The sequence below is a fragment of the Phytobacter sp. V69 genome, from assembly GCF_965644215.1.
GTDB lineage: Bacteria > Pseudomonadota > Gammaproteobacteria > Enterobacterales > Enterobacteriaceae > Phytobacter.
Window position 1 is genome coordinate 1 of sequence record NZ_CBFFRL010000130.1, and the last position, 13,822, is coordinate 13,822.

Consider the following 13,822-nt stretch of genomic DNA (forward strand, 5'->3'; position numbering starts at 1 on the left):
GAATTATCTTTCAATGGTCAAGCTGGGTTGCATCCGATTGTTTTACAAGAGGTTATGCAATTAAGGGACACAGCCTAGCGTGGTGAATCACAACGCGCCAACTAACCGGCGTGGTTTACTGGTGACGCTCAGCTTTCCTGAGGATGCAGAAATAACGGACGAGAAGAATGATTCATTTGGTGGATGACGACCTGGCAGTGACCAATTCGTGCGCGTTTTTACTCGAGTGCATGGGTTATTGCGTACGCAGCTGGAATCGCAGCGAGGATTTTCTGCAAAACGCACCGCTTTACGAGCAGGGAATTGCGCTGCTGGATATGCGCATGCCGGGAATGGATGGACGTGAATTGTTTCAGGCCATGCGCGAAAAAAACAGCACGCTGGCGGTCATCTTTTTAACCGGGCACGGCGACATTCCGATGGCCGTAAAAGAGATGCAGCTTGGCGCGGTGAATTTCCTGCAAAAACCGGTCGCCGCCGAGGCATTAAAAGCGGCCATCTTTGCCGGTTATGAACACACCAAAACCCTTAACGAGACCTACAGCCTGCAACGTCGTTTTCAGCGACTCACGCCAAAAGAGAAAAACGTCGCGCAGTATATTGTTTCCGGGATGATGAATAAGGACATTGCGCTGCGGATGAATATCGCTCTGCGCACCGTCGAAGTTCACCGCTCAAAGGTAATGGACAAAATGGAAGCCAAAACGATGGCCGAACTGATTTATCAGCTTAATAAAATCCCGGTGACCGGAAGTTTACCGTGAAATAACCCGCGTGATGACAGACCATCACGCGGGGAATGAGTCGATCAGGATTTGTTAAGCTTAATACTTAAAATCCGCTCTTTCGCCCCTTCCACAAAGACCTCCGGATCCCAGTCGCGGTTGAAGCCTTCTTTAATGCCGACATACAGCGTGTCCATATCCGGCGACAGCACCATCTGATTCGGGTAAACCGGCATCTGGAATTCACGGGTCACGGTATATTTCGTCGCATCCACCACGCTAATGGTGCCGCTGGTAAAGTTGGTGACATACAGCTCGTTATATTTCGGGTTGTATTTCACCGCGTTGGTTCCGGCCCCGGTGTGCACATAGCCAAGCTGCTTGCCGTCGCGCAGGTCGAAAATATATAACCCGTCATGGGTGCCCGCACGCTCCTCATGATCGAAAACCACCACGAAGATGCGGTTTGAAGCTGAATCCACCGCCAGATTCTGCACGCTGGTTATCTGCGGCTGAGGATTTTTTAAGCTAATCGTACGCAGCAGGCTCTGTTTTTTCGCGTCGATCTCGTTGACGTAGTCTTTCCCGCCCACATAGATATTTTGCGTCTTCTCATCCATCGTCAGGCCATAGGCCGTGCCTTTATAGGCGTCTTTCACTTCTCCTTTTAAGGCAAGCGTCGTGCCGTCGAGCATCAGCAATTTATGCAGCGGCTTCATACCCTGCTCTGTTTTCAACATATTGCTGTAGCTGACAAACAGCGTATTAGCAGCCGGGCTATAGACCATATGGCGCAGGTGTTCGAAGCGCGAATCGGCGGCATTGACTGCATTGAAGCTTAACTTTTCGCTGGTTTTGCTCAGGGTGCCGCTTGCCGTATCGAGCAGGCTAATGCGCAAAGAGGCCGACTGCGTATGGCCGATATAGAGCTGATGTTTATCCTGGTTCATCGCCAGCGAAAACGCCCGGTAAGGCATATCCAGGCGGCGTTCAATTTTCAGCGAAGCCGGGTCAAAGGCATACAGATAGCCTTTATTGGCCTCGCGGTTAACCCGGTCGGTTGCCGCGGCAAACACCGTATTGTTTGCATTGTCATAAGCGAGTTCATAAATCCCCTCGTCCGCATTGTCGAGATAATTGGTTTTCAGCGCGAAACGCGAGGCTTCCCGCTGTGGCGGATCGATAGCTAACGCCATCGAGGGTAAGAGGCTGGCCATAAGCAAACAGGCGGTAGAAAGTGTGAAGCCCTTCATGGTGTGATTCCTGATAAAAGAGTGAATGTCGCGAGATGCCCGCACGACAAGGCATCCCGAAAATAGAAACTGGCTTAGAACTGAATTTCCCCGCCGAAGACCCAGGTGCGGCCGCGTGCCGTGGTGTTTACCGACGCGCCCTCTTTGGCATAGTCGAGACTCTGGTTCATACGGTTAAGGGCTTCGGCATAGTCACGGTTGGTCACGTTCTGCACGCTCAGGCGCAGCAGCACGTTGTCGGTCACCTGATAGCTGCTGTAGAGATCGATAATGGTCGGAATATCCGGCATGCTCTCTTTCGGCACGCTATTGGTGTCGGTGCTGATCCCCTCGGTGCTCAGGCGTTTAGATTTACCGGTGAATTTCACCAGACTGCCTACCGTCAGCTTCTGATCAAACAGGCGTCCCCCCACGTCTAACGTGGCGTAGCTGTCCGGCAGATCGCTCAGATCGCTGTAGGCAAAGCTGTAGACCGTGCTGGCGATAGAGGTCGGCTGATCGGTGTGTTGCTTGCTCCAGCTCAGATTCACGTAGGCGAAACCGATGTCGTATCCGGCTTCAATCTCGTAGCCCTTCGTTGTCACCGGTGAGGTAGTGTTGAGATAAACGTTAGCGTTAAAACCGCTCTGCGAATTGTCCAAATCCTTACACAGTGAGCCGTCGTAGCAGAGCATGAAAGATTCGCTGGTGATGTAATCTTTGATGCGCGACTGATACGCCAGCGCCTTGAGATGGAAGTTATCCTGCTCGCTCAGCAACCCTTTCTGGTTCACGTTGAAACCAGCCTCCCAGGTCTCGGCTTTCTCTGGTTTGAGGAACGGGTTCATCGTCACCCCACCTTCATTAGAGAAAAACACTTCCTGCACGTTCGGCGCACGGGAAGAGCGACTCCAACTGACAAACGGCTGCAGCCAGGGCGTAACCTGCGCGGAAAAGGTGGCGGACGGGTTAAAGGCATTGTCCTTGAGATGAAGCGTGGTCTCTCCCTGCGGGAAACACTTCTCGTTGTCGGCACAGGCGGGTTTGTGCCCCTGCACCTGGCTGCGGGTGTAATTGAGGTTCAGATCCAGCTCATAAATATCTTTATTCAGCGTCAGGCCGGTATATAACGACGATATTTTTTGTTTCCCGGCCGGGGCGAAGGCATTGCGGTCCGTCTCATTATCCTGAATAAAACTGCGGGAATAACGGGTATCCATTAATTTGCCGCCAAACAGGAATGTCGCATCGAGATCGTCGGCCAGTTTAAAGCGGCTGGTATTACTCATATCGATAGCGTTAGATTTATTGGTCAGCGACGAATTGCTGTAGTTATAGAGCGATTCCGGCTTATAACTCTGGTTGCCACGACTGGTACTGGCCAGCAAATTAAATTCCACCAGCTCATTGAGCGGTGCATAGTGATAGCGCAGGTAGTAATCGTCACTGGAGATATCGCGGCGGGTAAAGGTGTTACGGTAATTACGCCCGGAAAGCTCCAGTTTATTAAACTGATCCGGATTAAAGTTCACCTTATAAAGCTGGGATTTCGGCTCCTGGCGCAGATAGTTATTGTCTTCTCCAATAAAGTCCTTACTGCTGCGCCCGCTGCCATTTTTGTAAGTCGCATAGGTTCGGGTACCACTGATCCCGACCAGCGCCCCGATGCCGCCGCCGTTTTCCCAGGTGTCAGTCTTACCTGCAACGGCCACCATCCCGGTCCGTCCCAGCCCGTTATCCCCAACGGAGAATCGCGACAGTACTCCCGTCTGCCGCCCCTCTTTGAGTACGTCATCAATGCCGATGGTGCGCATGTTGGCGCTCCCCGCCAGCGCGTTAACCCCCTGCGAACCGGCGCTGCTGCCGCGCGTCACATCCACTTCGGCCAGGAAATTGGGATCGAGCGGGACGCCCGCCGCCGTGTTTGCTCCGCCGTGGTAGTTGGCCGGTGCCATGCCGAAGTAGGTCTGTGTTACCCCGTCGACCATGGTATTCACGCGCCCCAGCCCGTTCATGCCGCGGATATTCACACTGACCGATCCTTGCAGGGGATCAATTTGCGTATAGGTACCCGCCATGCTGCGTAATGACGCATCCAGACTTTGCAGATTCTTATTCAGCGTACGCGAGCTATAAGCCCCCGGACGAATAAAGGTCTCCTCAGAGGAACCCACCTGATTTTTATTCGCCAGCGGATTATCGGTAACCGTCAGAGGAGAAAAGACCGATTCCCCTTCACCTTCTGCCGCAAAAGCATGACCGTGGACAATAAGAAGCCCGGTCAGGAGCCCCTTGACCATTTGCGATTTTTCCATAATCAAATCCTATTTTTTTATTTTCAAAACACAAAAATAGGCAGCATTGCCGGTCGCGCTTTTTCAAGAACGACAGCAACATACCCATAATAAAAACCTGATAATTTCATGGCGGATCTCGCTTCAATAAGCGGCCCGCTTCTTGTCTGGTCAGGAATAAAGACACTTTGTCATTAAGACAAATACACCGCGCCGGTATTACCCGGAATAACTACGCGGTTAATTTATTATATTTTCAGCAGGCCAAACTCCACCGGCAGCGTCACCTTTTGAATACCGTTTCTCAGTATCTCTTTTGGCGGTGGCGGCAGCGGGCGCGAGTTTTGTACGGCGGTGAGCGCGGCCTTATCCAGCGAAAGCGTTCCGGAGGAGCTCACAAGCTGTGAACTCAGAATTTCGCCGTGCGCATCGACGCTAAAGGCAATAATGGCCGTCCCCGTACGGTTGCGACGTCGCGCATCTTCCGGGTAATTACGCATTTTGTTGATTTTCCCTTTCACCAGCGACTCCCAGCTTATTTTGCTGTTGCTGACAAGGGTGGAATCCGTATCAAGCGGCGCGGCGTTGCGCTGGGTTTGCACCGTCTGAACCGGCGGTGCCGCCAGGCTCGTGGTGGTGGAGTTCCCTTTCTCTTCCTTCTGCTCCCGCCGGGATTTTTTCTTTATCTCCGTTTTCTTTTTGGTCTTCTGTTCCAGCTTCGCCGCCACGCTCAGTAGCGCATCGTCTTGTTGCAGTAGTTTCGGCACCTCTTTCTCGTGGGAGCGCTCTTCTTCGGTCATCGCCTCCACTTTGCGCTGCTGGCTGACGCCGGGTGGTAAATCGGGCCGCAGCAGTGAGACTTCAAACTCTGGCGAATACGTCATCATCACCGCGGCGGGCGTTGCCTCAGTATGATTATTCGCAAAATGGAGCACAAAAGGCAGCGCCAGCGCCACATGGAAAAAGACGCTGGCAATGCCGCCCCCAGTCCAGGAGGCGCGCGGTAAGGAAAAGTGGGCATTCATGCTGCGACTCACTCCTCGACCGGCACAGACCAGATGTAATCCGCCTGCTTGATGGTCAGCGCGGTTTTTTCGGTGGTGAGCATCAACACAACCGGTTTGTCTGCCTGCAGATCGGCAAGATGCAGCGGAACGCCGATATCTTTAGTAGCGTGATAGCCACCGGCAATCAGCAATGCCGGGCGCGGGGCTTTCATTAATTGCTCAGCCATAAAACGATCGCGCTGTTGCTGAATGGCCATCATCGCCGTCAGTTGCTCGCCTTCGATTTTTCCGTCATGCATCAGATAGATAATGGCCGACAGCGCTTTATGCACCTGCGGGTTTGCTGACTGTGCGCCAGCCGGGAAAGTGGGTGTGTTATAGAGTTCGTTGACCTGTGCACGGCTAATATTGGCGGCGATCAGCGGATAGTGCCCCTCCAGCGCGGTCATGACCACATCGCTATAGAGCGGCCATGGCCAGCCCGCATTCCAGCGGATCGCCTCCTGAACGCGCGACTCGCTAACGACAGACCCGGAACGCATCGTCGCTTTCACCCGGTCAACCGAGGCCTGTTGGCTGATATCCACCATCTCCATCAGTACGCTCCCCTGCGGGCGCGCCTTTGGCAGATTTTGCAGCAGCCATTGTTCAATCAGGTGATGCTGCACATTGGTGTGCTCCTCACCCACAATCACGATTGGTGCTTTACTTAACGTGGAGAGCAGTTGCGCGGGCGTTAGTACTTTACCGGTTGCCGCATCCCGAATGCAGGAGCATTCCGGTACGGTGATGGTGCTAACCGACGAGGTCGTCGACGCCGGATTTTGACAGGCGCTAAGTGCAAGCGCGCATCCCAGAACCAGAGACTGTAGAAATTTTTCCGTATTAAACATAAATATCCGTTTTTGTTTTTTTAATAGCAGGCATTCTTGTCGATGCAAGATTGAACAGAATTATATGTATTAATAATAATGATTATCAAGATCATTCGCATTTAACAAAAATACGCTGTGTGATTTTCACTGAAATTTGCCTTAGGGGAAGCGCAAGCGATGATTAACCGTTTTTTTTCACACCCGGCAGAATTTTTTTCGCATCCGGCGAAACTTTCCCACCACGTCCAGCGAACTGTTTTATGAGCGTTAAATTCCTTTACCCCGTGGAGCGCAACATGACCCCGATGAAAAAACTCTTTTTGAGCCTCACCTCTGCCGCACTGCTTAGCGTCTCAATGCCGATGTTCAGCGCCGAGGCCGCCCTTCCCACCGGCGCGCAGGCCCCCGACTTTCAACTACAGGGCGCACTGGCTGGCAAGCCTCTGACGTTCTCGCTGAAACAAGAGCTGCAAAAAGGCCCGGTCGTGCTCTACTTTTTCCCGGCGGCATTCAGTAAAGGCTGCACCATCGAAGCCCACGCCTTTGCCGAAGCTACGGATGATTTCAAAAAACTGGGTGCGACCGTGGTCGGCGTGACCGCAGGCAACGTGGACCAGGTGGATGAGTTTTCTAAACTGGAGTGCCGCGATAAGTTCACCGTGACGGCGGACCCGGGTGCGAAAGTGGCAGCGGAATACCAGACGCTGATGCAGATGAACGGCAAAACCCTTTCTGACCGTACCTCTTACGTTATCGCACCGGACGGTAAGATCCTGCTGAGCTACACTGACAGAAACCCTGAGACCCATATTCAGAAAACGATGGAAGCGGTGAAACAGTACGCGAATTCGCATTCGTAAAAGTGCGGACATCCCCCCCATTAGCCATCAGGGAATCACTATGTTAACCGTAATGCTGGCCGCCTTCGCAGGCGGCATTATCCTCAATTTTATGCCCTGCGTTTTCCCGATAATCTCGCTAAAGGCGCTGGGGTTGGTTCGTCATTCGCACAGCACGGCGCAGACCCGTAAAGAAGGGCTTGGCTTCTTACTCGGCACGATCGTCACCATGCTGATCCTGGCGGGTATTTTACTGGCCCTGCGCGCGGGCGGGACCGCCGTTGGCTGGGGCTTTCAGCTCCAGTCACCGCTGGTGATTGCCTTCCTCGCGCTGGTTATTCTGGGCGCCGCGCTGAATTTACTCGGTGTGTTTGAAGTGGGCCTGTCGATGCAGCGCGCCGGAGAGATCAACGTTGAGCGCGGTGCGTTTGTCCGCGCGGCGCTGACCGGGGCGCTGTCGATCATTGTGGCGACCCCCTGCGCGGCCCCATTTATGGCGGGCGCGATTGGCTATGCGCTGGTGCAACCGCCGGCGGTGGCGCTGGTTATCTTCTTTGCCCTCGCACTCGGTTTTGCCGCGCCGTTCAGTCTGATTTCCCTCTTCCCGGCGCTGGGAAAATGGCTGCCGCGCCCCGGTGCCTGGATGAATACGCTTAAGCGTGGCCTGGCGTTTCCGATGTTCGGCGCCTTCGGCTGGCTGGTGTGGGTACTGGCGCAGCAGGCAGGCACCACCGCACTCGCTGCGATTCTGGCCGCCGCCGTGGTGCTGAGTTTCGCCGCCTGGCTCTACGGCATGGCGCAGCAGCGGCGTTTTGCCGGTAAGCGGCATTTTGCGCTGTTTGCGGTCACCGCCGCGCTGATTCTGGCGGTCGTGGTTCCGCTGCCGTCGGTTATCAAAAACGGTGCCCCTTTGCAGGCAGCCGCACACGTCGAAGAGGTAAAATGGTCGCCGCAAAACGTGGCGGACAACCGGGGTCACGGCAAAGCCATTTTCGTTAACTTCACCGCCTCCTGGTGCATCACCTGCCAGGTAAATGAGAAAACATCGCTGTCCACGCAGGCAGTGAAAGAGGCGCTGGCGCAGACGGGTACGCTCTATATGGTGGCTGATTCGACCAAATTTAATGCCGACATCGATGACACGATGAACGCCCTCGGCCAGGGCAGCCTGCCGATGTATGTGGTCTATCCAGCAGACGGCAGCGCACCGAAAATTTTACCGCAGGTGCTCACCCCGTCGATTGTGGTTAACGCTCTGACGCAGGCCAGCGGGAAAAAGACATGAAGCCGTAAATAAGGCGGGATATGGAAAAATGTGAGGCGACACGTGAGCAATGGCCGCAGCTGATGGCGCTTGCCCAGGCAGGCGATCAGGCGGCCTACACGCAGTTGCTCAAAGCGCTGGTGCCGGTTATCCGCTCGCTGGTACGTAAGCAGGTAGACGATGACGTGCTGGTTGAAGATGTGATTCAGGATGTGCTGCTTACCGTGCACAGGGTACGTCATACCTACGATCCCGCCTCCCCTTTTTTGCCATGGTTGATGGCCATTGCCCACGCCCGTGCGGTTGATGCCCTGCGCCGTCGTGGCCGCCACCACCAGCGCGAGCAGGACGACAGCGACGCACCGGAGTACGCGATCGATGAACGTTATCTGGTCGCCAGCGTGGAGCAGCAATCACAAGAAGAGCTCGCCGTGCTGCTAAACCAGCTTCCGGCGCGCCAGCGGCAGGTAGTTGAACACGTTCATCTGCGCGAAATGAGTCTGTCGGAAACCGCGACACGCAACAACCTAACGGTGGCAGCCGTTAAGTCCCTGCTGCATCGCGCATTAAGTAACCTTCGTCGGTTAGGAGCACATCATGGCCGATCATGATCTTTTTATTGAGCAGTTAAGTCGTACGATCGCACCGGTAAAACGGCCGTGGCAGTCGGGATGGCGCGTGATGGCGTGGGTGCTTATGGCGTTGCCCTGCGGTGCGCTGGCCAGTTTACTGGTGCACAGAACCTTTACCGACTGGACCGATACGGGTGCAGCCTGGGTTGTTTTCCAGCTGTGTCTGACCTTTTTTACCGGCACGCTGGCTATCCGCAATGCTTTTCTGATGAGCATTGCCGGGCAGAAATCCCTGAGCTGGAAATGGTTTGCGCCGCTGGTGAGCCTTTGGCTGGCCATTGCGCTCGGCAATATGCATCTGCATCACCGCCTCCCGGTGGAAGGCAGCGAGGTGGGAACCAACTGCTATATGTTTATGGTGGTGGTAAGTGTGCCGATGATAGCGATTGTGATTGGTTATCTGCGCCGCACCCGCTCGTTATTTCCCGCCCGCAGCCTCGCGGCAGCCGGAGCGGGCGTTGCCTGCATGGCGCTGACATTACTCGCCCTGTGCCACCCAACCCATGTCAGTGCGCTGGATTTTCTGATGCATATCGGCGCGACGGCCACCATCGTCCTGAGCACCATGCTGTTGGGCTACAAGTGGGTGTCGCTGCCCCGACGCTAACCCCATCCCACCGTTCCTGAATAAAACGGCGTGACCTATTACCCTGGTCGCGCCACGCTTATCGCTAAAGGAAAAGTCACCGCTGCCGATTAAATCAGAGGCTATACGCTCCCGGCTCAGTACTGCTATGCTCGGTCAGGTTCCAGCCTGGAATATCGCGAAGGTCGCGCTGCATTCTCCGGCGCAATCTCTTACGAATGTACCGTGACGCCAAAATTTGCGGCGCAAAAGGAATATACGGCACAGCATGTCTACATCAGAACAGACGCAATCCGGTGGGATTCTTACCACCCCGCATGACCAGAAATTGACGGCGTTACTCCAGCAGATTTCCCATAAGATTGAGGCCGCACAGTCAAAAGACGACCTGATCGCCGCTATCGGTCAGGTGAAGGATTTTGGCGCCCCCCTGAAATTCAAACACAGCCGCTATAAGCTGTTAGCCCTTATCTGCGGCCTTATTGCCGCCGTCACCGGCCTGTTTGCTGACGAAATTTATGCCCAGTGGCACCACTCTACGACCCCGTTTACGATTTTCTTCGCGCTTTGTACCACCGGGCTGCTCTTTTATATGCGGCGAAAAAGCGCCAGCGTGCATTCCCTGGCAAAGCGGCTTTATCTTCGCACATTGTTATTTGATAACCACCTGCGTGAGTTAACCTCAGACCAGCCCTTACTCGAATCGCGATTATTTGCCGATTATTTTGAATTCCGCCGCGGTAATTATTCCCGCAAAATTACCGAGAGTTACGAAGGGCATTATCAGGGCGAAACCCATACGTTCGACTACGCGTTTTACCACTTTCACTACGTCGATCACCGCACTGAAACCGAAACGGACAGTAAGGGAAATACCAAAACCCGCACGGTCTATGATCATTACGATCGCTACGGCATCGCGCTGGATTTTCGCCTTGCGCGCCAGCTTGCTATCACAGGTAAAGCGATCGGTGGATTTAAAGGTGAGCGCTACAAGCCGTCATCAAACCGTTTTAACCGCCTCTTTAAAGTGGTGGCGGGGGATGAAATGGCCGCCGCACGCTTTCTACAGCCCGCCGTGGTGTTAGCCTGTGAAGAAGTGGCAGCCCACTTTAAAGCGCTCAATCTCGAGTTCAACGACACGGCCGGGTTATGTATGTCGTTCGATAATAACAAGGTCGTTTCCGGTGAGCCGCAATATGATTTCAATTCGCCGGACGGATTTATGCGTGAAGTCGGCGAGGTAAATCTGCTTCCCGAATTACGAGCAGCGCTGGACTTTATCCACACGCTGATGGTGTTTTCAGACAATAACTTTAGAAAGGACAATGAATAATGGATTTCCTCGTACCGGTGGGATTTGTGGCGGTTGTGATTATCGCAGCCATCGTGATTTACAACAGCATTGTGGGGAGAATGAACGCGGTGGCGCGCGCCTGGGCGGATGTGGTGGTGCAGGAACGGCAGAAAAACAACGTATTGCCTGCGCTGGAGAAGATCGCCTCTGAATATAAAGAGTACGAAACGACCATCATGACGCAGATTACCGAGCTGCGTTCGGCGCTGAAACGCCTGGATTCCGGCAACATGGATTTCAACGCCCTGACAGAGACACGCAATAGCACCGCCACCCTGCTGAATGGTTTGTATGCCGTCGCTGAGAACTACCCGGTGCTGAAAGCATCTGATTTGTATCGCGGCCTGATGGCGGAGATCTCTGAGCAACAGCAGAACATCAGCGCCGCCATTCGCATTTTTAACGGCAATGTTGAAGATTTTAACAACGGCATCGAAATGTTCCCGCACTCGCTGGTCAATGGGCTGTTCAATAAAAAACGCAAGCTCAGCACCTTTAGTGACGCGCAGGCTGAAAGCGGTTTTGAGTACCGTCCCGACATTCACGAATAAGCACAGGTAATCCTCTCCTCAGGGTCAAATGAGTGATATATTTTCACGCATTAACCCAAGGAGACGTCATGTCGGAATTTGATTCAATCGCGCAGGAGCTTCAGCGCCAGGCCGAAGCAGAAGACAAACGGCAACGGGAAGACGACAAAGCATTACTGGACCGGGTACTGGAAATCTACGGACAAAAGTATGTCGCGGAAAAGCTACGCTTGCTGGGTCAAAACGAATGGAGTCGTGAACGATTAAACCGGCGGGTTAATGGCAAAGGTAACCCTGCGCCGCTGACCGCCGCCGAGGAAGCCTTACTGCATAAAATGTTGCCCTCGCCGCCTGCACACCATCCGCATTATCAGTTCCGCTTTATCGACCTGTTCGCCGGGATTGGTGGCATCCGCAACGGCTTTGAAGCCATTGGCGGGCAATGCGTCTTTACCAGCGAATGGAACAAAAATGCGGTACGTACCTATAAAGCCAACTGGTACAACGACGACAGCGCCCATCGCTTTAACCAGGATATCCGCGAAGTCACGCTGAGCGGTAAACCGAACGTTACCGACGCGCAGGCCTATGCACACATCGACGAGCAGATCCCCGATCATGACGTTCTGCTGGCGGGTTTCCCGTGCCAGCCGTTTAGCCTGGCCGGAGTCAGTAAAAAGAACGCTCTCGGTCGCGCCCACGGCTTTGAATGTGAAGCCCAGGGCACGTTGTTTTTCGACGTCGCGCGTATTATCAAAGCCAAGCGCCCGGCCATTTTCGTGCTGGAGAACGTCAAAAACCTGAAAAGTCACGATCAGGGCAAAACCTTTACGGTGATCATGAATACCCTGGATGAACTGGGGTACGACGTTGCCGATGCCGAAGCGACCGGCAAAGACGATCCGAAGATCGTCGATGGCAAACACTTCCTGCCCCAGCACCGGGAACGCATTGTGTTGGTCGGTTTCCTCCGCGATTTGCAGCTGCGGCAAGATTTTACCCTGCGCAATATAGACCGTTTCTACCCGCACAGCAGACCGACATTCGGCGAACTCCTGGAGCCCACCGTCGATGCGAAATACGTGCTGTCGCCGAAGCTGTGGGATTACCTTTTCCACTATGCGAAGAAACACGCGGCGAAAGGCAACGGCTTTGGCTTTGGGTTGGTTGACCCAACCAATGCTGGCAGCGTGGCGCGAACCTTATCGGCCCGCTACCATAAAGATGGCTCAGAGATTCTGGTCGATCGCGGCTGGGATAAGGCGCTGGGGGAAAGCAACTTTAGCGACGCCGCCAACCAGCAGCGTCGCCCGCGCAGGCTAACGCCACGCGAATGCGCGCGCCTGATGGGCTTTGAGAAAGTGGGCGAAAAACCGTTTCGCATTCCGGTGTCGGATACCCAGGCCTATCGCCAGTTTGGCAACTCCGTGGTGGTGCCGGTGTTCGCCGCCGTCGCCCGATTGCTGGAGCCTTATATTGCGCAGGCGGTTACCCTCAGGAAGGGGCAACCCACGCGTTGATATGTTCGAGTAAATACGCAACAAAGCGGGTGAGTTTGGGTAACGGACGGCGCTGCTGTCGATAGAGCAGCCACACCTGGCGCGGCTGCGGCGCAAATTCCGTTGACACAGGCACCAGCTTGCCATTCACCAGATCGTCGCTCAGTAAGATCTCCGGCTGGAGCAATAATCCCGCCCCTGCAACGGCGGCCATGCGCAGCGCCTGGCCGTCATTACAGCGAAATATCGGGTCCCGCCGCCAGCTCATATCGCCGCTCGTGCCCGGTAATTTCCATTCGTTATTGGCATTCCATACCATGTGCGACAGGCAGCGATGATGCTGTAAATCGTCAAGCGTACGTGGCTCACCGTAGCGCGCCAGATAGTCGGGCGAAGCACAAATCGCCATGCGATAAAAACATAGTGGCCTGGCCACCAGGTCATCGTTATGCAGACCGCCAATGCGGATCGCCAGGTCGAATCCCTCATCAACCAGATCAACCCGTCGATTGCTGAGATCCAGTTCGATGCGCACCTGCGGATGCGCAGTGAGAAAGGTGGCGGTCAGCGGTGCCACCACGCAGGCCCCAAACGAGGTGGGCGCGCTTACCCGTAACGTTCCGGCTGGCGTATCGCGCAGGCGCTCAATGGACGAGTCGGCCATATGCACCTGCTCCAGCACCCGCCGCGCCTCTTCATAGTAAACACGCCCGGCGTCCGTCAGGCTTTGTCGTCGGGTATTGCGCTCCACCAGCCGTGTGCCAAGCTGTTCTTCCAGCGCACTGATGTATTTCCCGACCATCACCGCCGACAGGGACAGTTGGCCTGCCGCCTGAGTGAAACTGCCGCAATCGGCCACGGTCACGAACACCTCCATACTGCGCAGCTTATCCATATTGCTAACCCATACTTAGATAGTGTCGTCACGAGGATAAAAATCATTGATAATAGGGCCTTCTAATCAGAAGGCCCTATTATCATG

General features: G+C 54.5%; 13 protein-coding genes. 8 read left to right on the forward strand and 5 right to left on the reverse strand.

What is annotated here, in order from left to right; all coding sequences use genetic code 11:
• Nucleotides 1-167 precede the first annotated feature (167 nt).
• Complete coding sequence (ttrR, locus tag ACSZPU_RS17215) at nt 168-764, forward strand: tetrathionate respiration response regulator TtrR (protein WP_499001215.1); 597 nt, start codon at nt 168-170, stop codon at nt 762-764.
• Between the two features lie 44 nt (nt 765-808).
• Here the strand turns inward: ttrR and ACSZPU_RS17220 are convergent, their stop codons facing one another.
• The 4 genes from ACSZPU_RS17220 to ACSZPU_RS17235 form a co-directional block, all read right to left on the reverse strand.
• Nucleotides 809-1,978 carry a YncE family protein gene (locus tag ACSZPU_RS17220; protein ID WP_499001218.1) on the reverse strand — a complete coding sequence of 390 codons (1,170 nt, stop codon included), beginning with the start codon at nt 1,976-1,978 and terminating at the stop codon, nt 809-811.
• 74 nt (nt 1,979-2,052) lie between these two features.
• Entirely contained in the window at nt 2,053-4,272 is a 2,220-nt protein-coding gene (locus tag ACSZPU_RS17225; protein WP_499001221.1) for a TonB-dependent receptor domain-containing protein, read from the reverse strand.
• A gap of 227 nt (nt 4,273-4,499) precedes the next feature.
• Nucleotides 4,500-5,276 (reverse strand): energy transducer TonB, encoded by a 777-nt coding sequence (locus ACSZPU_RS17230; protein ID WP_499001224.1) that lies wholly within the window; start codon nt 5,274-5,276, stop codon nt 4,500-4,502.
• 8 nt (nt 5,277-5,284) lie between these two features.
• Entirely contained in the window at nt 5,285-6,151 is an 867-nt protein-coding gene (locus ACSZPU_RS17235) for a ChaN family lipoprotein (RefSeq protein ID WP_499001227.1), read from the reverse strand.
• A gap of 278 nt (nt 6,152-6,429) precedes the next feature.
• Here ACSZPU_RS17235 and ACSZPU_RS17240 point away from each other — a divergent pair, with 278 nt between their 5' ends.
• The 7 genes from ACSZPU_RS17240 to ACSZPU_RS17270 all read left to right on the forward strand — a co-directional run bounded on the left by ACSZPU_RS17240 (nt 6,430) and on the right by ACSZPU_RS17270 (nt 12,861).
• A complete protein-coding gene (locus ACSZPU_RS17240) occupies nt 6,430-6,993 on the forward strand; it encodes a peroxiredoxin (RefSeq protein WP_499001230.1) in 564 nt (187 codons plus the stop codon).
• A 40-nt stretch (nt 6,994-7,033) separates the two neighbouring features.
• Entirely contained in the window at nt 7,034-8,257 is a 1,224-nt protein-coding gene (locus ACSZPU_RS17245) for a protein-disulfide reductase DsbD family protein (protein WP_499001233.1), read from the forward strand.
• A 20-nt stretch (nt 8,258-8,277) separates the two neighbouring features.
• Nucleotides 8,278-8,847, forward strand: a complete 570-nt coding sequence (locus ACSZPU_RS17250; protein ID WP_499001236.1) for a sigma-70 family RNA polymerase sigma factor — start codon at nt 8,278-8,280, stop codon at nt 8,845-8,847.
• Nucleotides 8,834-9,475 carry a DUF1109 domain-containing protein gene (locus ACSZPU_RS17255; protein WP_499001238.1) on the forward strand — a complete coding sequence of 214 codons (642 nt, stop codon included), beginning with the start codon at nt 8,834-8,836 and terminating at the stop codon, nt 9,473-9,475. Before ACSZPU_RS17250 ends, ACSZPU_RS17255 begins: the two co-directional genes overlap by 14 nt.
• A gap of 247 nt (nt 9,476-9,722) precedes the next feature.
• The gene (locus ACSZPU_RS17260) at nt 9,723-10,790 is read left to right on the forward strand and encodes a hypothetical protein (protein WP_499001239.1); all 1,068 of its coding nucleotides are present in this window, start codon (nt 9,723-9,725) and stop codon (nt 10,788-10,790) included.
• Nucleotides 10,790-11,362: a LemA family protein gene (locus tag ACSZPU_RS17265; RefSeq protein ID WP_499001241.1), complete on the forward strand. Its 573-nt coding sequence runs from the start codon at nt 10,790-10,792 to the stop codon at nt 11,360-11,362. Before ACSZPU_RS17260 ends, ACSZPU_RS17265 begins: the two co-directional genes overlap by 1 nt.
• Before the next feature lie 68 nt (nt 11,363-11,430).
• The gene (locus ACSZPU_RS17270; protein WP_499001243.1) at nt 11,431-12,861 is read left to right on the forward strand and encodes a DNA cytosine methyltransferase; all 1,431 of its coding nucleotides are present in this window, start codon (nt 11,431-11,433) and stop codon (nt 12,859-12,861) included.
• Here ACSZPU_RS17270 and ACSZPU_RS17275 read toward each other — a convergent pair.
• Nucleotides 12,836-13,735 (reverse strand): LysR substrate-binding domain-containing protein, encoded by a 900-nt coding sequence (locus tag ACSZPU_RS17275; RefSeq protein WP_499001245.1) that lies wholly within the window; start codon nt 13,733-13,735, stop codon nt 12,836-12,838. The two genes, ACSZPU_RS17270 and ACSZPU_RS17275, sit on opposite strands and share 26 nt — an antisense overlap.
• Nucleotides 13,736-13,822 lie beyond the last annotated feature (87 nt).